Raw genomic sequence first — 18,410 nt, forward strand, 5'->3', positions numbered from 1 at the left:
GGCGCCCCGGACTTCAGTGTCGGCACAGGTGCCCAGGCGAGCCTTCTCGCTGGCCCACCAGCTGTTGGAAGCAGGGCGACTGCTCCAGTAGCCGGGCGCCGATGCGGCGCAGCGCATCCACCTCCTCGGCGGGCAGGTGGAAGCGGGTGGGGATGCCCTGGAACCGCTCCCGTTCATCGGGGTCCGTGAGCCGGTCGAAGCCCACGTAGAGATAGTAGAGATCGACCTGGTGCAGTCCGTTGCCGGCCTCCCGGGAGAGCCGCTGGGCATCCGCGCGGTCGCGCAGGGTCTCCCGGAGCAGCTCGACCGTATCGAAGGAGTAGTTGACCAGCGGCGTCGTGGCGATGGTATTGATCACCTGCTTGGGGCCGGGGGAGCGAGGGGAGGTATCGAAGTCGGCCGCCGGGCTTGCCGGCTTGGCGTCCACCACGATCACCACCAGCGTGTCTACCAGCTCCCGGTTGATCTTGTTCAGCACGCTCCACTCCACCTCCTGTAGGGTGGGGGCGCGCAGGGCGTCGAGGGCGGGGCGCAGGCCGATATTGTCGGAGACGCCGCCGTCGAGCAGATGCACATAGTCGCGCTCCGGCTCCTGGTAGCGCTCCCAGTTGCGCGCCCGGTAGTAGCGGCGGGGATTGGCCTCCAGGCCCTGCAGTGCGTTGGCCACCCAGGGCGGCGCCTCGTAGCCGCAGCGCCCGGGGTAGCTGTTGAGCGTGAGCGGCGTGAAGGCGATGGGAAAGTTCGAGGAGGCCGCCACGGCGCGCGACAGGGGGATGCTGTCCAGGTCGACGCACATCGGGTCCAGCTGCGACTGCATGAAGGTGAACTGGGCCCCCTTGTCCATGTCGGTGGCGTTGATCAGCAGGAACGGCTTGCGGCCCCGGTCCGTCAGGTCGGCGAAGCTGGCCTCGTCGAAGAGCAGCTGCTGGTAGACCTCCTCGGCGAGCTCGATGCGCCCGAAGGTGGGTGAGGCCAGCCTCGCCCAGTTGATGGGGTTGAGCAGCCGGCGCCTCAGGTCCGCCTCCACGTCCCGGTAGAGGAAATCGCGCTCGAACCTTCCCCCCTCCTCGAAGATGGCGTCACCGTGCAGCCCGTAGTAGGCCGCGGTGAAGCTGCCACCGGATACCGATGAGATCACGTCCACCTGATCCAGCAGGTTGCGCGACGCCCCATTCATCTCGACCTGGCTGTCGCGCAGCGTCTCCAGCACGCCGTAGGCCAGGGCGGCGGCCCGGGTGCCCCCGCCGGAGAAGCTGAGAATCACGAACAGCTCCTCGCTGTTCTCCGCGCCCTCGAGATTGGCGTAGCGGTAGCCGCTGGTGGGATCGACGCGCTCCAGCGGCCGGGCCTCGGGAAAGGAGGCGCAGCCGGCCAGCGCCGCGAGCAGCAGCAGGGTGATCGACAGCCTGGCGACAGGGCTCACGGGGCCGACGCCTTGGGGGTGAACTCGACGATCAGCGGCGCCGTGGGCAGGGTGCCGACGACCTCGACACGCTGGGACTCGGGCGTGAAGTCGGCCGGCGGGCCCAGGGTCACCGTGTACCAGCCGGCGTCGACCTGGCAGACCGTCTGGGTCCAGGCGGCGGGCTCGCCGTCGATCCAGACCTCGCGCCGCCGGGGGAAGAGAACCTTCAGGTACTCGGCCATGGCATGGCTCCTAAAATGGTTCCTAGAGGGTCTTCAGATATTCGATCAGCGCCGCCTTGTCCTCGTCGTCGAGCTGGGTGCCGAAGGCCTCTCCCTCATGCCCCTGGTGGCTGTTCCCCGGCTCCGCGGTGTCATAGAGAAAGCCCTCGCGCTCGGCGGCCTCGCCCTCGTGGATGAAGCCCAGGCGCTCGGGATGGTAGACGTCGTAGCCGCGGTAGAAGCGCTCGGGACGCGCGTCGGCGGGCTCGAGCAGGTCCTCCAGGGTGGGGACCGAGCCGTTGTGCAGGTAGGGGGCGCGCAGCCAGATGCCGGTCAGGGGCTTGGCCACGTAGCCATCGGTCTTGACGAAGGCATTGAAGTCCCAGGGGTAGTCCTCGGCGTAGGCGTTGTAGCGCTCGGCGGCCTCGGCGGTCCACATCGCCAGGCGGTGGGGGTCGGTGCCCACCTCCGGCTGGGGAATCACCGTGCCGGTGCGCGCCCCCTCCAGGCCGTGGCAGCCGGCGCAGGTGCGCTGGAACACCGCCTCGCCCTCGGCGGCCAGGTCGGCGTCGAGGGTATCGAGGAAGGGGTAGGGCGGGGGGCGCTTGGTGAGCAGGTAGGCTTCCAGCTCGGCGAGGGCGTCCACGGGCAGGGTGTCGGGGCGTGCGCCGTCGCCGATGGCCCCGCTCAGCACCACCTCGGTCAGGGAGTCGTTGAGCCCGTCCCAGTGCAGGGCGAAGCCCTCCTGCTCGTCCATCGCCCACAGCGGCATGATGTCGGCGTTGCCGATGGTGTCGTCCTCGGCGGGGTCGAGGGCCAGCAGGTCGGGGTGGAACTTGACCGGGTTGAAGGGGTCGATCCGCCCCGGCCCCCAGCGCGGGCGCTCCTCGGTCCAGGCGAAGCGGGCGGCCTGCTCCTGGAGCCCATCCCGGGTCCGCGGAATGATCAGGAAGCGGTAGAGCAGGCGGTCGAGCCAGGAGAGCTCGGTCTCGTTCTCGATGGCCGCCAGCAGGGTGGCGGCGGTGAAATCCGGATCGTTGGCAGCGTCTCCCAGGAAGGTCAGGTAGGCCTGGGGATCGAAGGTCCGGTGGGGGCCGGTGGGCACGATCCGGCGTTCGGCGTCCTCGGCGGTACGATAGCTGGCGGTGTGGCAGGCCGCGCAGTTGATGGCGATCCGCGGGAAGCCGATGGTCTTCTTCGAGAAGCCGACCGGGGTCGCCTCGCCCTCTTCCCAGAGCATGCCCAGGGCAGCGTAGCCGCCTTCCCCGGGCAGGTGCTGAGGAAACACTTCCGGCAGCACCCGCCAGATCCAGTAGGGAATGCCCTCCTCCTGTTCGGCACCGATGGAGCCGTAGAGGTAGTAGGCCTCGACGCTGTCGAAGTGCTGCGGCTCCTCGCGAAATAGCTGGTACCAGCCAAGGGCCGCGATGCCTCCCCCGGCCAACAGCAGCAGGAGCAGCCACCCCAGCCAGCGTCGTGAGATCTTGCCAACAACTCGGTGTCTGGAGGCCATGGCCGTCTCTCCTCGAGTGCATTATGTCGTTTTTTCGGCGCGTCGAAGCAGCAGCAGCAGGACGCCCTGGGTCACGCCGAAGAACAGGTCCATCAGGGCGAACAGCGCAAACTGCGGATGCAGCAGGGTGAAGAAGACCACCCCGGCGAAGCGTGCCAGGACCGTCAGCAGGGCGATCACCCGGTAGTGGAAGGGATCGAATGCCGCCGGGAGATAGAACAGGCTGAGCAGGATCAGCAGCCAGGCGGCGAAGGCGGGCCACACCGTTTCGGTAACGGGGTCGCCCCCCACCAGGCCGATCACCGCATTGGGAAAAAAGACCGCCGGCAGGGCGAAGAGGAGATTGGCCGCCACTCCCAGCAGCACCATGGTACGAAATCCCACCGCATAGCCGCCCATCACCCGCTGTCCTCCCTGGCCTCGTGCGTCCACGGAACCCTGCTGGTGGTAACTGAAACCCTGTGCTAGAGGTTAGTAGTCAAGTTCAGTAGGGTCACGTTCAACCTACGGGATCAAGACCTCTAAACCTCGCGGCGCCTGGGTTGGCAGCGGTGGTTTTGATCAGGGAGGAGTCCCATGTTCGATCAACGGGGTAGCGGCCTGCTTGGACGCATGTTTCGACGCCTCAACCGGCGCCGCCAGTGGTATCGATTTCCCTTCCCCATTGCCGTCCTCAATCTCGTGGCCCTGCGCCGTAACCTGCGCTGGCACAACCTCTTTTCCACCGAGCGTGAGCCACCCCCGGCGCCCGACAGAGAGGCGATCGACGTTCATGAATTCCGCACCGCCGATGGCAGCTACAATGACCTGGCGGCACCGGCCATGGGCAAGGCCTATACGCGCTTCGGCCGCAACGTGCCGCCTGCCGAGACCTTCGGCGAGACCGGCGAGCGGCTGATGACCCCGAGCCCCAGGGTGATCAGCCGGCGCTTGATGACCCGCGACACCTTCGTGCCGGCGACCACCCTCAATGTGCTGGTCCCCGCCTGGCTGCAGTTCATGGTGCACGACTGGTTCAGCCATGGCAGCAATGACACCGAGGCCGAGCGCTACGAGGTGCCCCTGGACGAGGACGACGACTGGCCCTGGGAAAAGATGACGGTGCTGCGTAGCCGCCGCGACAGCACCCGCTCGGCCGCCGACGAGGGGCACCCCGCGACCTTCCTCAATACCGAGACCCAGTGGTGGGACGCCTCCCAGATCTACGGCAGCAGCCTGCGCCGTCAGCGCCTGGTGCGCACCGACCCCGAGAGCGGCGAGCTGCTGGCCGACGGCAAACTCTACCTCAGGCCCGATGGCCACCTGCCGCTGGACGAGCACGGCATCGAATTGGCCGGTACCAATGGCAACTGGTGGGTGGGGCTGTCGCTGATGCACACCCTGTTCGCCAGGGAGCACAACGCCATCGTCGACCGGCTGCGCATCGAGCACCCCGACCGCGACGGCGAGTGGCTGTTCCAGAAGGCCAGGCTGGTGAATGCCGCCCTGATCGCCAAGATCCATACCGTCGAGTGGACCCCGGCACTGCTCGACACCCCGGAGCTTAGGCTCGGCATGCGCGCCAACTGGTGGGGCGTGCTCGACGAGCACTTCTACCGCAGCCGGGGGCGTGTCAGCGACAGCGAGCTGTTCAGCGGCATCGTCGGCTCACCGGCGGATCACCATGCCGCGCCCTACGCCATCACCGAGGAGTTCAGCGCCGTCTACCGCATGCATCCGCTGATCCCCGACGACTTCAGCTTCCGGCGCCTGGCCGACGACAGCCTGATCAAGGAGTGCGGCCTGACCGAGGTGGCCGGCTCCCTGGCCCAGGCCCTCTACTCGGAGGTGTCGCTCGAGGATGCGCTCTACTCCCTGGGCACCAGCCACCCCGGCGCTCTGGTGCTGCACAACTTTCCTCGCCACCTGCAGCAGCACGAGAAGCAGGCGCCGCATCATCGCACCATCGATCTGGCCACGGTGGACGTGCTGCGCGACCGCGAGCGCGGGGTGCCGCGCTACTGCCGTTTTCGTCGGCTGATCGACATGCCGGCCCCGGCAAGTTTCGCCGAGCTGACCGACAATCCCCAGTGGCAGCGCGAGCTGGAGGCCATCTATGGCGACGTGGAAGAGGTCGACCTGCTGATCGGCTGCCTGGCGGAGACCCCGCCGCCCGGCTTCGCCTTCAGCGATACCGCCTTTCGGATCTTCATCCTGATGGCCTCCCGACGCCTCAAGAGCGACCGCTTCTTCACCGATGACTACACCCCCGAGGTCTACACCCGGGCGGGCATGGAGTGGATCGACAACAACGGCATGGCATCGGTCATCGGCCGCCACTTCCCCGCCCTGGCGCCGCGGCTGGCGGGCGTACGCAACGCCTTCTTCCCGTGGAACCGCGGCTAGATCGTGGGCTGAAAGGATTGGGAGGTGGTGTGGCCAGACGAGTCAATTTTCCCGGCCTGATCAGCCTGCTGGAGGTCACCGACCCCCGGGAGATTCGCCTGCTCGACGGCGAATCGCGTCTCGACCGCTCCCTGGAAGCCGGCGGCGGCGCGATCAATCGGCTGCGCCTGGCCCGCCTGCGCCGCGCCTTCGTTTTCGACGGCGAGCCGCTGCCCGCCCTGCTGGGGCGTAATGCGGAGGGGCGCAAGGCGCGTCATGCCGAGCTGGGTCGCCGCCTGGATGAGTGCGCCGAGGCGTCCTCCTGGCGCCGGGACCCGGCCTTCGGGGCCCTGGTGGCTGGGGTTGCCGGCCAGGACCAGGGCGTGGCACTGGGCCCCGCCGCCCAGGGGGTGCTGGGGCGGCTGTTTCGCGACGATTACCGTGCCGATGCGGCAAGCTTCGCGGCCGCTCGGCGGCTCAACGACTATCCGCGGATCAATGCGCTCAAGGCGCTGGGCCAGCGCCTGGGCGGGCAGCTTCGCCGGGACCGCCGGCTGCTGCACGACCGGGCCCGGGGGGATGCCATGACCCTGCATGCCACGGGCGTGGCCGTGCACAACCTGGTGGGGGCGCTGGAGGCGATGCGTGCCCTGGCCGCTACGCCGGGGGCCGCGGGCCTCTCCACGGCGGCGGTGCTGGGGCGCTGCCTTAGCGTGCCGGAGACGCTGCTGCGCCAGGTGCTGGCGCCGCTGTCGACGCCCTGCGCCCCGCGGCGCCTGATGCCCGGCGACCTGGTGCTGCTGCGCCTCGCCGAGGCCGTTCGGGCCAGCGGCGACCGGGAGCTGGCCTTCATGGGAGGGAGCTGGGCGCGCTGTCCGGCCCAGCGCTTCATCCTGGCGCTGCTGGCGGATATCTGGGACCGGGCCGTGGGATCCCGGTCAGGGGAGGGCGCACGATGAGCGAGGATGTCATCTTCACGCCGCTCGAGTGGCGCAACCTGGCGGTCAAGAACCGCCTGTTCCGCTCGAACATCTCCGGGCGCTTCGACAACGAGGACGGCAGCCTGACCCAGACGCGCCTCAACTGGGAGTGTCTCTTCGCCCGGGGCGGGGTGGGGGCCATCATCTCCTCCTTCGTGCCGGTGCAGATGGAGGGGCGCATCGTGGCGGGCTACGCCACCATCCACCGCGATGACTTCATTCCGCTGTGGCAGCGGCTTGGCGAGGCGGTGCATCGCTTCGACTGCAAGTACATCCTGCAGCTCAGCCACTCCGGGCGGCAGATGGATCTCCCCGGGGTGCACAACCAGCATCGCCGGGCGCTCAGTTCGACCCACCACAAGGAAGCCCTGCACGGCTTCCTGTGCCGGGCCATGAGCGAGCTTGAGATCGCGGACACCGTGGAGGCCTTCGCCCGCGGCGCCTGGCGGGCCCGGGAGGCCGGGCTCGACGGGGTGGAGCTGCACGCCGCCAACGGCTACCTGTTCACCCAGTTCCTGAGCTCTGCCATCAACGACCGGCGCGACCGCTACGGCGGCTCGCTGGCCAACCGGGCGCGCTTCCTGCTGGAGGTGATTCGCGCCATCCGCCAGCGTGTGGGGCCGGACTTCCACCTGCAGGTCAAGATCAGTGTCGTGGACCATAACGACATCCTGCCCTGGGAGGGCAAGGGCAACACCCTGGCGGAGAGCCTGCAGGTGTGCCGCTGGGTCGAGACGGCGGGGGCCGACGCCCTGCACGTGTCGGTCGGCAGCCTCTTTCCCCACCCCCTGAACCCGCCGGGGGATTTCTCCTTCGAGACCATCGCCAGCACCTATGACGCCATGCTCTCCGCCGGAGTCGACACCTTCCGCAACTACCTGCTGTTTCGCTACGCGTCGCTGCGCTGGATCTTCCGCTGGCTGTGGTTTCGTCACCAGCGTGGCCATGCGGTAGAGGGGGTGAGCCTGGACGAGGCCCGCGCCGTGCGCCAGGCGGTGGGGATTCCGGTGATCAGCACCGGCGGCTATCAGCGCGCCTCCCTGGTGCGCGAGGCCATCGGCAGCGGGGCCTGCGACGCGGTCTCCAGCGCCCGGGCGTTGATCGCCAACCCCGACCTGCCGGCACAGTGGCGAGCCGGGCAGGACCTGCCGGCGCGTCCCTGCACCTTCTGCAACAAGTGCCTGCTCAATGCGCCGAAGAATCCCCTGGGCTGCTACGAGCTCTCCCGCTTCGACGGCGACCACGAGCGCATGATCGCGGCCCTGATGGCCATCTACGACACCCGTCCCGAGCTGCGCCTGCCCCCGGTGCCGCCGGTGCAGAACCCGTGAGACCGCCATGAGACGACAGGAGCCGCCCGTCACCGCCGTGCAACAGGAGGCCCGCCGCCGGCGCCGGCGGCGCCTGCCGCTGACCCTGCTCGCCCTGGCCGTGGGGGTGGCCGGCCTGCTGGCCCTGGCGATCGGCGTGCCGACCCTGTGGCGCTACAGCGGCGAGTCGGTGCGTCACTACGCCGACCCGGAGACCCACTTCCGTCACGGCTCCATCGGCAGCGAGGTGAGCGGGCTGCCGGTGCGGCTGTGGCGGGTCCTGCCGAGCCTCTTCCCGGAGGTCTTCGACGATGGGCACTATGAGGTATTCGGCTTTCTCTACGCGCCGGGCGACGAGGCGAGCCGCGGGGATCTGCCCGTCGGCCTCGGGACCCGGGAGGTGCGGGGCGTGGAGATCGCCTGGTTCAACTGTGCGCTCTGCCACGTGGGCACGGTTCGCGAGTCGTCCGACGAGCCGGCGCGGCAGATCGCCGGCATGCCCTCCAACAACCTGGATCTCTACGGCTTTATCGGCTTTCTGCTGGAGATCGCCGACGACCCGAGGCTGGCGCCGGACAGCGTGCTCGCCGCCATGGACGAGCAGGGCCAGTCGCTGGGCTGGATCGAGCGGCGGGTGTGGCGGTATGCGGTCCTGCCCCGGGTGCGCGAGGGACTGCTGGAGACCCGGGCCGCCCTGGCGCCTCTGCTGGCCGTGCAGCCGCCCTGGGGGCCGGGGCGGGTGGATACCTTCAATCCCTACAAGGTGATCCAGTTCGGCATGGACGCGGCGGAGCTGGAGGAGCAGGAGCGCATCGGTGTCAGCGACTTCCCGGCGATCTTCCTGCAGCGCCCCCGCCAGGGCATGGAGCTGCACTGGGATGGCAACAACGCCTCGCTGCAGGAGCGCAACCTGAGCGCCGCCATCGGCGCCGGGGTAACCGAGGAGAGCGTCGACCACCGGTCCATCGAGCGGGTGGCCGACTGGCTGCTGGACCTCGAGCCGCCGCCCAGCCCCTATCGCCCCGACCCCGAGGGGGTGGCCGCCGGCCAGTCGCTCTTCATGCGCCACTGCGCCGACTGCCACGGCTACCAGGACGGTGACCGCTACGTCTTCGAGGGGGAGCGCCTCGGCCGGGTCGAGCCCAACGCGCGGCTCGGCGTCGACCCGGCCCGGCTCGACAGCTACACCGAGACCCTGCGCCGCTACCAGCTGACCCTGTTCGAAGACGACGAGCGCTATCGCTTCCGGCACTTCCGCACCACCGACGGCTACGCCAACCTGCCCCTCGACGGCCTCTGGCTGCGCGCGCCCTACCTGCACAACGGGGCCGTGCCGACCCTCTACCACCTGCTGCTCCCCCCGGAAGAGCGCCCAGAGGCCTTCGTGCGCGGGCTCGACGTGCTGGACGAGGAGAAGGGCGGCTTCGTGGCGCCTTCGTGCACGCCCGGCGAGCCTCTGGAGGCCGGCTTCTGCTTCGACACCCGCCTGCCCGGCAACGGCCGCCAGGGGCATGAATACGGTACCGAGTTGACCGCGCAGGAGCGCTCGGCGCTGCTCGACTACCTGCTGACGTTCTAGGCTACTGGCCCAGGAGCACTGCTATGCCAACCTCACAGGATATGTTCGCGACCTATCGGCGGGTGATGCAGGTGGGGATCGCCCTCAATGTGCTGCTGGGCCTCTGGCTCTGGCTCTGGCCCGCCAGCCTGCTGGGCATCATGGGGGCCGACCTGCCCTATCCGCTGACCTGGGTGCGCTATGCTGGCCTGGCGATGATCGCGGTCGGGCTGCTCTACTTGCCGGCTGCCCTGGCGCCGCTGCACAATCGCCTGGTGGCGCTGCTGTCGATCCTGTTTCGCGGCCTCTTCGCGCTGTTCTTCCTGTTCGCCACGGGACCGCTGTGGCTGCCGGCGCTGTTCGAGGCAGTGTTCGCTGTGCTGCAGGGCGTGACCTTCTGGCGGGCCTGGCGCCGCGACCTGATGGCCAAGCCCTGACCCCGCAGCGAAAAGAATGTTTAGCGTGACTCCTCCATCGCTCGGTGATGGCGGGTGTTTTCTGCTATACATAGCTAATGAACCAAAACGGGTGACAGGATGTCCTTTCCTCCCTTGCGGTCGGCGCCCTGGATGGGCGCTTGCCTGGCGCTGCTGGTCGGTTGGCCCGCCCTCGCGGCGGCGGATGCCTTACGGGTGGGCGTCTACCACAACCCGCCCAAGCTGATGTTGGGCGCGCAGGGAGCCCCCTCTGGCATTCTCGGCGACCTGCTGGTGGCCATGGCCGAGGAGGAGGGCTGGCAGCTGGAGCCGGTTCCCTGCCAGTGGCAGGCGTGCCTCGAGCACCTGGAGGCGGGCGAGCTCGACCTGCTGCCTGATGTGGGCTGGAGTGCAGCCCGGGCCGAGACCCTGGACTTCCACCGTGTGCCGGTGCTGCGTAGCTGGTCCCAGGTGTACCAGGGGGAGGGGGCGCCGCTGGACTCCGTGCTCGACCTGGAGGGCAAGCGGGTGGCGGTGCTGCAGGGCTCCATGCAGCAGGTCTACCTGGAACGGCTGGGCGAGAGCTTCGGGGTCACGCTTGCCTGGCTGCCGGTGGATGAGTACCCCGCTGGTTTTGCCGCGGTGGCGGAGGGCCGGGCCGATGGCGCCGTGGCCAATCATCTTTTCGGCGGCTGGCAGGCGCCGGAGTATGGCCTGCGGGAGACCCCGATCCTCTTCCAGCCCGCGCGGCTGTTCTACGCCAGCGCCGGCGGCCGCCATCCCCAGGTGCTGGCGCGTATCGACGACCACCTGGAGCGCTGGCGGGAGGCGCGTTCTTCTCCCTATTCCACGGCCTTGCAGCGCTGGGGGGCTGGCGAGCCGTCTGCTCTGGTGCCGGCAAGGGTCTGGTGGGCCATGGCGGCACTTGCGGGGCTGCTTGGGGTCGCCCTGATCGTGGGGGCGCTGCTCAGGCGCACCGTGGTCCGGCGCACCGCCGAGCTTCAGGCCAGCAAGGAGAAGCTGTCGGCGATCCTCGACAGCGTCGAGGCCTTCATCTACATCAAGTCACCCGATCTTCGCTACCAGTATGCCAACCGCAAGGCCTGCCAGCTGCTCGGGGTCACCGAGAGCGAGATCGTCGGCAAGCGCGACGCCGACTTCTTCGACCCGGCGACGGTAGCGGAGCTGCGGCTCAACGACCAGCGGGTCATCGAGGGTGGCGAAAAGGTTGTCGCTGAAGAAACCAAGGTACTGGTCCACGATGGCAGCGAACACACCTTCCTGTCGGTGAAGTTGCCGCTGCGCGGTTCCGGTGCGGGAGGGCACTCGCTGTGCGGTATCTCCACCGATATCACCGAGCACCGTGAGATCCAGCAGCGCAATCATCGACTGACCTTCTACGACTCGCTCACCGGCCTGCCCAACCGCCGGATGCTGCTCGACCGATTGGGCCGGGTGGTCATGGGGCACCGTCGCACCGACCGCTACGCCGCACTGCTCTGCATCGACCTGGACAACTTCAAGGTGGTCAACGACCTCCAGGGCCTGATCGAAGGGGATCGGCTGCTCCATCGGGTGGCCGAACGGCTGTCCGGCATGGTGCGCGACACTGACACCCTGGCGCGCCTCGGGGCCGACGAGTTCGTGCTTCTCGTCCAAGACCTCGGGCCGAACGTCGACCGCGCCGCCCATATCGCCGAGCGCCTGGGCGAGAAGCTGATGGCCGGCATTCTCGACGCCCGCGACGTCGACAGCCAGGCCATGCCGGTGACCGGTAGCGTCGGCATCACCCTGTTTGCCAACGGGCAGATAAGCGTCGACGCCGCCATGCAGCAGGCGGAGATGGCGCTACAGCAGGCCAAGGCCGCCGGCGGCAACACCCTGCGCTTCTTCAACCCCGAGATGCAGGCGGCGGTGATGGCGCGGGTGCGTCTGGAGGCCGACCTTCACCAGGCCTTGGCGCGTAACGAGCTCAGGCTCCACTACCAGATCCAGGTGGATGAGCAGGGACAGGTCACGGGCGTTGAGGCCCTGCTGCGCTGGGAGCATCCAGAACGCGGCATGGTATCCCCCGGCGATTTCATCCCGCTGGCCGAGCAGAACCGCCTCATCCTGCCCATCGGCCACTGGGTGCTGGAGACCGCCTGCCGCCAGCTGGCCGACTGGGCGCAGTGCCCCGGCAGGGAGGCGCTGAGCATCTCGGTCAACGTCAGCTCCCTGCAGTTTCGCCAGCCCGATTTCGTGGCGCGCGTCGCGGAGGTGTTGGCGGCCACCGACGCCAATCCGCACCGGCTGGTACTGGAAGTCACCGAGAGCCTGCTGATGGACGACCCCGAGCAGGTGCGCGAGACCATGCTGAACCTGCACGCGCGGGGGATTCGCTTCGCGCTGGACGACTTCGGCACCGGCTACTCATCGCTGAACTACCTCAAGCGGCTGCCGCTGGATCAGCTGAAGATCGACCAGTCGTTCATCCGTGATCTGCTGGAGGACTCGGTGGACGCCGCCATCGTCAAGACCACCATTACCCTGGCCGAGAGCCTGGGGCTCGAGGTCACGGCGGAGGGCGTGGAAACCCATGCTCAGCGCGAGTGGCTGCTGGCCCACGGCTGTCTGGCCTACCAGGGCTACCTGTTTGGCCGCCCTGAGCCGCTGTCTGAGCTGTCGCTGGCGACCGATGCCTTTTCATTTCCCTCATGACCCCGTCACTTTCCCCATCGTCGGCCGACTGCGGTAAGCTGTGGGGCGTGCCGGCCAAGGACGGTACTCGACCACACGCAATAATCGACCGGAGAGACTCCATGCCGTTTCGTTCCCTGCTAGCCGCTGCCGCTTTGGCCCTGCCGCTGACCGCCGTGGCGGGCAGTCCCAATATCGTGCCGGGGCAGTGGCAGTTCACCAGCACCACCACGGTGGAAGGCGACATTCCGATCCCCGACCAGACCGAGACCCATCAGGAGTGCATCGTCCAGGGCGATCTCGACGACGCCGACTTCCAGTTCCTGGAAGTGGAAGACGACTGCGAACTGATCGAGCACAACGTTTCCGCCGACGGCATCGACTACCAGATGGTCTGCTATGCCGAGGGTGGCCAGGCCGACATCGACGGTCGCATGGACTTCCTGGGCGAGACCGTCGAAGGCAACATCAACGTGGTGGCCGACTCCCCCATGGGCGAGATGACCATGCGCACCACCGTGGACGGCGAGCGCCTCGGCGACTGCTGAGTGCCTGCCGCCCTGCTTGCCAGCCTGAGGCGGGCGGGGCAGGCCGCGGTAAGCGCGAAAGCAAAAGAAAAGATTCATCGCATTTTTGCGTGAACATGTTTGGCAAGCTTTATGGTGGGAGGCCGGCTCTGCCGGCGGTTCGACGCTTCGACGAAGGCGCCGCAGGCGCCCCATGGGTAGCGCTGCGCGCTACTTCGCGAGCTGAAGTCGAAGCGTCGAACCGTCCCTCCCACAAAGCCAGCTCACGCCAGTCTGCGAAGAACCAAAGAAAAGCGCCCATCGGTATACCCGATGGGCGCTGGCTCGCGTGCCGGCATGGCGATCGCCGGGGGCTGAACGTCAGCCGCCCGCCACCACGATGTCGTCACGGGTGGGGCCGAGCAGGCCAAGCAGTTCCTGCTGCTCCGCTTCGGGCACCTCCAGGGTATCCAGGGTCGCGACGAAGATTTCCACCATGCGATCCCACTCTTCCGCCGTGACACCGAGCCCGTCGTGGGCCTCCCGCATGTCCTTGCCGGTGTACTGGCAGGGGCCGCCGCTGAGCTCGCAGACCAGAGCCGTCACCTGGAACTTGATATAGGGAGCGGCTTCGGCGGTCTTCTGTTCGGCCACCTCCGGGTTGGCCATGATCAGCGGGTCCTGAATGAAGTCATCGACGAACTCGCTGACGGCCAGGGAGATGGCCGGCAGGCCGCCGAGACGATCATAGAGCGGCGCTTCATCGGCGTGAGCGGGGCCACTGGCGAAGGCGCCAAGGGTGGTCAACAGTAGGGCGAGGGTACCGCCAAGCAGGGTTCGACAGGGGGTTGATGTTGTCATTGGGGACCTCCTTGAACAGGTTATGATCCCACCTCTCAGGATAGTCCTCGGATGCAGGGCGCGCACCGAAAATCAGGCGCGGCAGGCGGCCTCTAACCGCCATGCGGGGGTGCCCCCGCCTCCCGCTTCACCCGCGCTTTCACGGGGCGCTTGGCGGGCCTTAGCGCCCGGTCGGCGCCTCGGCCATCTCCTCTTCCAGTTGGCGCTTCACGTCGCCGGGGGAGCCGGTGTGGCGGGCCAGCAGGTCGTAGGCCACCGGCACCACGAACAGCGTGAACAGGGTGGCGGCGGCCACGCCGCAGAGGATCACGGTGCCGATCACCATGCGCGACTCGCTGCCGGCGCCGCTGGAGACGATCAGCGGAATCGAGCCGGCCATGGTGGTCACCGCGGTCATCAGGATCGGCCGCAGGCGGGTCACCGAGGCGTCGAGCAGGGCGTCGCGGAAGGCGCGGCCCTGGTCGCGCAGCTGGTTGGCGAACTCCACGATCAGGATGCCGTTCTTGGCCGCCAGGCCGATCAGCATGACCAGCCCCACCTGGCTGTAGATGTTCAACGATTGGCCGGTGACGAACAGCCCCAGCATGGCGCCGCTCATCGCCAGCGGCACGGTGAGCATGATCACGAAGGGGTGGATGAAGCTCTCGAACTGGGCGGCCAGCACCAGGAACACCACCAGCGCGCCGAGGATCAGCAGGAAGGTGGTGGCACCGCTGGCCTGGCGGAAGTCGCGGGAGGCGCCGGCCACGTCGGTCTGCGCCTGGCCGGGCAGCACCTCGGCGGCGGCGTTCTCCAGGTAGTCCAGCGCCTCGCCCAGGGAGTAGCCGTCGGCCAGGTTGGCCTCGATGGTGATGGCGCGCAGCCGGTTGAAGCGGTTCAGGGTGCTGGCGCCGGCGAAGTCGGAGAAGCTCACCAGGCTGGCCAGGGGGATCAGCTCCCCCGAGCGCGACGAGCGCACCTGGATGTTGTCCAGGGCGCGGGGGCTCGCCTGGCTGGCGCGTTCCCCCTCCACGATGACGTCGTACTCCTGGCCGTTGTCCAGGTAGCGGGTCATGGTGCGCCCGCCCAGCAGCACCTCCAGGGTGCGGCCGATCTCGGTGACGGTGACCCCCAGGTCGGCGGCCCGGGCATAGTCGATGTCCACCCGCAGCTGCGGCTGGGTCTCGCGGTAGTCGCTGTCCAGCCCGATCAGCCGGGGGTTGTCCTCGCGGATATGGTCCATCAGGGTGTCGCGCCACTCGGCCAGCTCCTCGTAGGTGCCGCCGCCCAGCACGAACTCCACCGGCTTGCTGATGCGCTGGCCGAAGCCCTGGCGCATCACCGGGAAGGCCTGCACCCCGGGCAGGCCCGCCAGCTTGCCGCGCACCTCCTCCATGATGGTCCAGGCGTCGCGGCGCTCTCCCCAGGGGGCCATGCCGATAATCACGAAGCCGCCGTTGAAGTTCTCGATATTGCCGAAGCCGCGCGGGGCGCGCACCAGCACCCGCTCCAGCTCGCCGGCCTCGCGCAGCGGTTCCAGGCGCGTCTCGATCTCGTCCATGTAGTCCATCACATAGTCGAAGGTGGCGCCCTCGGGCCCGTTGACCAGGATGATGAAGCTGCCGCGGTCCTCCTGGGGGGTATACTCGCTGGGCAGCAGGTCGGCCAGCCACACCGTGGCGGCGATCAGCGCCACGAACACCGCCAGCACCGCCAGCCGGGCCTTGAGCACCCACACCAGCAGGAAGCGGTAGACCCGCTGGGAGAGCTCCAGCAACCACTGCACCGCCAGGGCGATGCGCCCCTCGTGCATGGAGGGCTTGAGGATCTTGGAGGCCATCATCGGCGTCAGCGACAGCGCCAGCACGCTGGAGATGGCCACCGCGGCGGCCATGGTCAGGGCGAACTCGGTGAACAGCCGGCCGATGTTGCCCTGCAGGAAGCCCAGCGGCACGAACACCGCGATCAGCACCAGGGTGGTGGCGATCACCGCGAAGGCGATCTGGCGGGTGCCGCGAAAGGCCGCCACCAGCGGCGTCTCGCCGTAGTCGTGCATGCGCCGGTGGATGTTCTCCAGCACCACGATGGCGTCGTCGACGATCAGGCCGATGGCCAGCACCAGGGCCAGCAGGGTCAGCAGGTTGATCGAGAAGCCCATCAGCGCCAGCGCCATGAAGGCGCCGATCATCGCCACCGGTACCGTCACCGCGGGGATCAGGGTGGTGCGCACGTTGCCCAGGAACAGGAAGATCACCACCACCACCAGCCCCAGGGCGATGAACAGGGTGATCACCACCTGCTGGATGGCGCCGGAGACGAACACCGAGGCGTCGTAGTTGAGGGAGAGCGACATGCCCTCCGGCAGGCTCTCCTGGATCCGCGCCAGCTCCTCCTGCACGCCCTGGGAGACCTCCAGCACGTTGGCGGTGGACTGCTTCATGATCCCCAGCCCCACCATGGGCACGCCGTTGGCGCGGAACACCGAGCGGTCCTCCACCGAGCCGACCTCCACCCGGGCCACGTCGCCCAGGCGCACCAGGTAGCCGTCCTCGCCCTGGGTCAGCGCCAGGCGCGAGAAGTCCTCCGGCTGGTTGAAGCTGCGCGGCAGGCGCACCCGGAACTGGCGGTCCCGGGACTCGATGGCGCCCGCCGGCAGCTCCACGTTCTCGGCGCGCAGCGCGCTCTCCACGTCGCTCACCGTCAGGTTGCGGGCCGCCAGGGCGTTGCGGTCGAGCCACACCCGCATGGCGTACTCGCGCCCGCCGCCCACCCGCACCCGGGCCACCCCGGGCTGCACCGAGAAGCCGTCCACCAGGTAGCGGTCGGCGTAGTCGGTCAGCTCGGGCACGCTGTAATCCTCGCCGGAGAGCGACAGCCACAGCACCACCTCCTCGCTGGAGTCGGCCTTCTGGACCTCGGGCGGGTCGGCGTCGTCGGGCAGGTTGCGCAGCGCCCCGGAGATCCGGTCGCGGACATCGTTGGCCGCGGCGTCGATATCCATGTCCAGGCGAAACTCGATATTGATCCGCGAGCGGCCGTCCTCGCTGGAGGAGGTGATCAGCTCGATCCCCTCGACCCCGGCGATGCGATCCTCCAGCAGCTGGGTGATGCGGGTTTCCACTACGCTTGCCGAGGCCCCGGGATAGCGGGTGTCGATGGAGACCACCGGCGGGTCGATGGAGGGATACTCCTGCAGCGGCAGGCGGTCCATGGCCAGCAGGCCGAAGGCCACGATCAGCAGCGCCAGCACGGTGGCCAGCACCGGGCGCTGCACGGAGAGATCGGAGAGGCGCATCAGGCGCTGTCCTCGCCGCGGGTCGCCTCGAGGATCTCCCGGATCGAGGTGGCGTCATCGGCGATGCCCAGCAGCCGCACGTTCTCGCCCTCGTGGGTGCGCTGCAGGCCGTGGCTCACCACCAGCTCGCCGGCCGCCAGGCCCTCGACAATCTCCGCCTGGCCGGTGCGCCGCTCGCCCACCGTCACCCGGCGCCGCTCCAGGCGGTTGTCGTTGGCCTCGTCGATCACCATCACGTACTGGCGCTGGCCGCTGGGAATCAGCACGCTCTCCGGCACCACCACGGCGTCCCGGGGGCGGCGCTGCACCACCACCTCCATCAGCATGCCCGGGCGCAGCCGCAGCTCGGGATTGGCCAGCTCGGCGCGCACCGTCACGCTGCGGCTCACCGGGTCGACCCGGGAGCCGATGCTGGCCACCTCGCCCTCGAAGGTCTCCTCCGGGAAGGCGGCGCTGCGCGCGGTCAGCGGCAGGCCCGGCTCGAGGATCGCCAGGAACAGCTCCGGCACGCTGAAGTCGAGCTTCATCACGTCGAGCTTGTCCAGGGTGACCAGCGCCGTGCCGGGGGTGACCAGGCTGCCCACGCTGATATTGCGAAAGCCCACCCGGCCTGCGAAGGGGGCGCGCAGGCGGTAGTGGGCCAGCCGCGCCTCCAGGCCCTGGATCTCCGCCTCCACCTGGCGCAGCCGTGCCTGGCTGTCCTCCACGTCGGCCCGCGGCGCCATGTTGCGCTCCTGCAGCTGGCTGAGGCGGTTGACCGCGTTGCGTCGCTCGTCGCGCAGCGCCTGGGCGGCGCGCAGGTTGGCCTGCTGCTCGTCGTCGGCCAGGCGTACCAGCAGCTCGCCGGCCTCCACCACGTCGCCGTCGCGGAAGTTCAGCTCCGCCACGGTCTCGGTCACCGTGGCGGAGAGCGTCACGCTCTCGTCGGCGCGCAGGGTGCCCAGCGCCTCCAGCGGGTCGGACCAGGGCTCGACGGCCACCCGGGAGGCGATCACCGGGGTGCGCGGCTCCGCCGCGGCGGCAGTCGCCGTGAGCAGCAGCAGGGCCAGCAGCAGGGAAAAGGGTAGCGAGAATCGATACATGGGACGGCTCGATCGGGTGGTTGGCACTGGGCAAGATCATTGTCACACAGCAGATGACCTCTTGGACGCCGAACAATGCGACAAAATTCGTTAAGCGGCCGGACGGCAACCAGAATCCAGTGGACGGCCCCCACAAAAACGGGTTCTCCGCACTTTGGCGTGAACAAGTTTGGCAAGTTTTATGGTGGGAGGCCGGCTCTGCCGGCGGTTCGACGCTTCAACGAAGGCGCCGCAGGCGCCC

14 protein-coding genes are annotated in these 18,410 nt (G+C 68.6%); 7 read left to right on the plus strand and 7 right to left on the minus strand.

Annotated features, from left to right (window positions below; translation table 11 throughout):
• Positions 1-13: 13 nt before the first annotated feature.
• Genes ACZIYR_RS05950 through ACZIYR_RS05965 form a run of 4 tightly spaced genes read right to left on the minus strand, consistent with a single transcriptional unit; the run spans position 14 to position 3,571 of the window.
• Positions 14-1,423, minus strand: coding sequence for a patatin-like phospholipase family protein (locus ACZIYR_RS05950; RefSeq protein WP_483528543.1), 1,410 nt, complete (start codon positions 1,421-1,423; stop codon positions 14-16).
• On the minus strand, positions 1,420-1,647 hold the full coding sequence (locus ACZIYR_RS05955) for a hypothetical protein (RefSeq protein ID WP_483528544.1): 228 nt from the start codon (positions 1,645-1,647) through the stop codon (positions 1,420-1,422). Before ACZIYR_RS05955 ends, ACZIYR_RS05950 begins: the two co-directional genes overlap by 4 nt.
• A 22-nt stretch (positions 1,648-1,669) precedes the next feature.
• Complete coding sequence (locus tag ACZIYR_RS05960; RefSeq protein WP_483528545.1) at positions 1,670-3,139, minus strand: c-type cytochrome; 1,470 nt, start codon at positions 3,137-3,139, stop codon at positions 1,670-1,672.
• Between the two features lie 21 nt (positions 3,140-3,160).
• Complete coding sequence (locus ACZIYR_RS05965; protein WP_483528546.1) at positions 3,161-3,571, minus strand: hypothetical protein; 411 nt, start codon at positions 3,569-3,571, stop codon at positions 3,161-3,163.
• 144 nt (positions 3,572-3,715) lie between these two features.
• Between ACZIYR_RS05965 and ACZIYR_RS05970 the strand changes: the two genes are divergently transcribed.
• The 7 genes from ACZIYR_RS05970 to ACZIYR_RS06000 all read left to right on the plus strand — a co-directional run bounded on the left by ACZIYR_RS05970 (position 3,716) and on the right by ACZIYR_RS06000 (position 12,994).
• Positions 3,716-5,524: a peroxidase family protein gene (locus tag ACZIYR_RS05970; RefSeq protein WP_473032851.1), complete on the plus strand. Its 1,809-nt coding sequence runs from the start codon at positions 3,716-3,718 to the stop codon at positions 5,522-5,524.
• A 29-nt stretch (positions 5,525-5,553) separates the two neighbouring features.
• The gene (locus ACZIYR_RS05975; protein ID WP_483528547.1) at positions 5,554-6,462 is read left to right on the plus strand and encodes a hypothetical protein; all 909 of its coding nucleotides are present in this window, start codon (positions 5,554-5,556) and stop codon (positions 6,460-6,462) included.
• Positions 6,459-7,814 carry an NADH:flavin oxidoreductase gene (locus ACZIYR_RS05980; protein ID WP_483528548.1) on the plus strand — a complete coding sequence of 452 codons (1,356 nt, stop codon included), beginning with the start codon at positions 6,459-6,461 and terminating at the stop codon, positions 7,812-7,814. Before ACZIYR_RS05975 ends, ACZIYR_RS05980 begins: the two co-directional genes overlap by 4 nt.
• A 7-nt stretch (positions 7,815-7,821) precedes the next feature.
• Positions 7,822-9,372: a c-type cytochrome gene (locus tag ACZIYR_RS05985; RefSeq protein ID WP_483528549.1), complete on the plus strand. Its 1,551-nt coding sequence runs from the start codon at positions 7,822-7,824 to the stop codon at positions 9,370-9,372.
• Positions 9,373-9,395: 23 nt separating this feature from the next.
• Positions 9,396-9,788, plus strand: a complete 393-nt coding sequence (locus ACZIYR_RS05990; RefSeq protein ID WP_483528550.1) for a hypothetical protein — start codon at positions 9,396-9,398, stop codon at positions 9,786-9,788.
• A gap of 99 nt (positions 9,789-9,887) precedes the next feature.
• Complete coding sequence (locus tag ACZIYR_RS05995; RefSeq protein ID WP_483528551.1) at positions 9,888-12,467, plus strand: EAL domain-containing protein; 2,580 nt, start codon at positions 9,888-9,890, stop codon at positions 12,465-12,467.
• A gap of 101 nt (positions 12,468-12,568) precedes the next feature.
• Complete coding sequence (locus ACZIYR_RS06000) at positions 12,569-12,994, plus strand: DUF3617 domain-containing protein (protein ID WP_483528552.1); 426 nt, start codon at positions 12,569-12,571, stop codon at positions 12,992-12,994.
• A 339-nt stretch (positions 12,995-13,333) separates the two neighbouring features.
• On the opposite strand, the gene ACZIYR_RS06005 is transcribed toward ACZIYR_RS06000, so the two are convergent.
• From ACZIYR_RS06005 to ACZIYR_RS06015, 3 genes are all read right to left on the minus strand, one after another.
• Positions 13,334-13,813, minus strand: coding sequence for a group I truncated hemoglobin (locus ACZIYR_RS06005; RefSeq protein ID WP_483528553.1), 480 nt, complete (start codon positions 13,811-13,813; stop codon positions 13,334-13,336).
• Between the two features lie 160 nt (positions 13,814-13,973).
• Complete coding sequence (locus ACZIYR_RS06010; RefSeq protein WP_483528554.1) at positions 13,974-17,087, minus strand: efflux RND transporter permease subunit; 3,114 nt, start codon at positions 17,085-17,087, stop codon at positions 13,974-13,976.
• Positions 17,087-18,169, minus strand: a complete 1,083-nt coding sequence (locus ACZIYR_RS06015) for an efflux RND transporter periplasmic adaptor subunit (RefSeq protein ID WP_483528555.1) — start codon at positions 18,167-18,169, stop codon at positions 17,087-17,089. The genes ACZIYR_RS06010 and ACZIYR_RS06015 overlap by 1 nt, the downstream gene beginning before the upstream one ends.
• Positions 18,170-18,410: the final 241 nt, after the last annotated feature.

Source organism: Billgrantia sp. NRB1 (assembly GCF_056921725.1).

Bases quoted from the DNA above. Each gene is read 5' to 3' on its own strand.
- ACZIYR_RS06015 (WP_483528555.1), bottom strand. From the start codon at position 18,169: ATGTATCGATTCTCGCTACCCTTTTCCCTGCTGCTGGCCCTGCTGCTG.
- ACZIYR_RS05960 (WP_483528545.1), bottom strand. From the start codon at position 3,139: ATGGCCTCCAGACACCGAGTTGTTGGCAAGATCTCACGACGCTGGCTG.
- ACZIYR_RS05995 (WP_483528551.1), top strand. From the start codon at position 9,888: ATGTCCTTTCCTCCCTTGCGGTCGGCGCCCTGGATGGGCGCTTGCCTG.
- ACZIYR_RS05985 (WP_483528549.1), top strand. From the start codon at position 7,822: ATGAGACGACAGGAGCCGCCCGTCACCGCCGTGCAACAGGAGGCCCGC.
- ACZIYR_RS05970 (WP_473032851.1), top strand. From the start codon at position 3,716: ATGTTCGATCAACGGGGTAGCGGCCTGCTTGGACGCATGTTTCGACGC.
- ACZIYR_RS05955 (WP_483528544.1), bottom strand. From the start codon at position 1,647: ATGGCCGAGTACCTGAAGGTTCTCTTCCCCCGGCGGCGCGAGGTCTGG.
- ACZIYR_RS05990 (WP_483528550.1), top strand. From the start codon at position 9,396: ATGCCAACCTCACAGGATATGTTCGCGACCTATCGGCGGGTGATGCAG.
- ACZIYR_RS06000 (WP_483528552.1), top strand. From the start codon at position 12,569: ATGCCGTTTCGTTCCCTGCTAGCCGCTGCCGCTTTGGCCCTGCCGCTG.
- ACZIYR_RS06010 (WP_483528554.1), bottom strand. From the start codon at position 17,087: ATGCGCCTCTCCGATCTCTCCGTGCAGCGCCCGGTGCTGGCCACCGTG.
- ACZIYR_RS05980 (WP_483528548.1), top strand. From the start codon at position 6,459: ATGAGCGAGGATGTCATCTTCACGCCGCTCGAGTGGCGCAACCTGGCG.
- ACZIYR_RS06005 (WP_483528553.1), bottom strand. From the start codon at position 13,813: ATGACAACATCAACCCCCTGTCGAACCCTGCTTGGCGGTACCCTCGCC.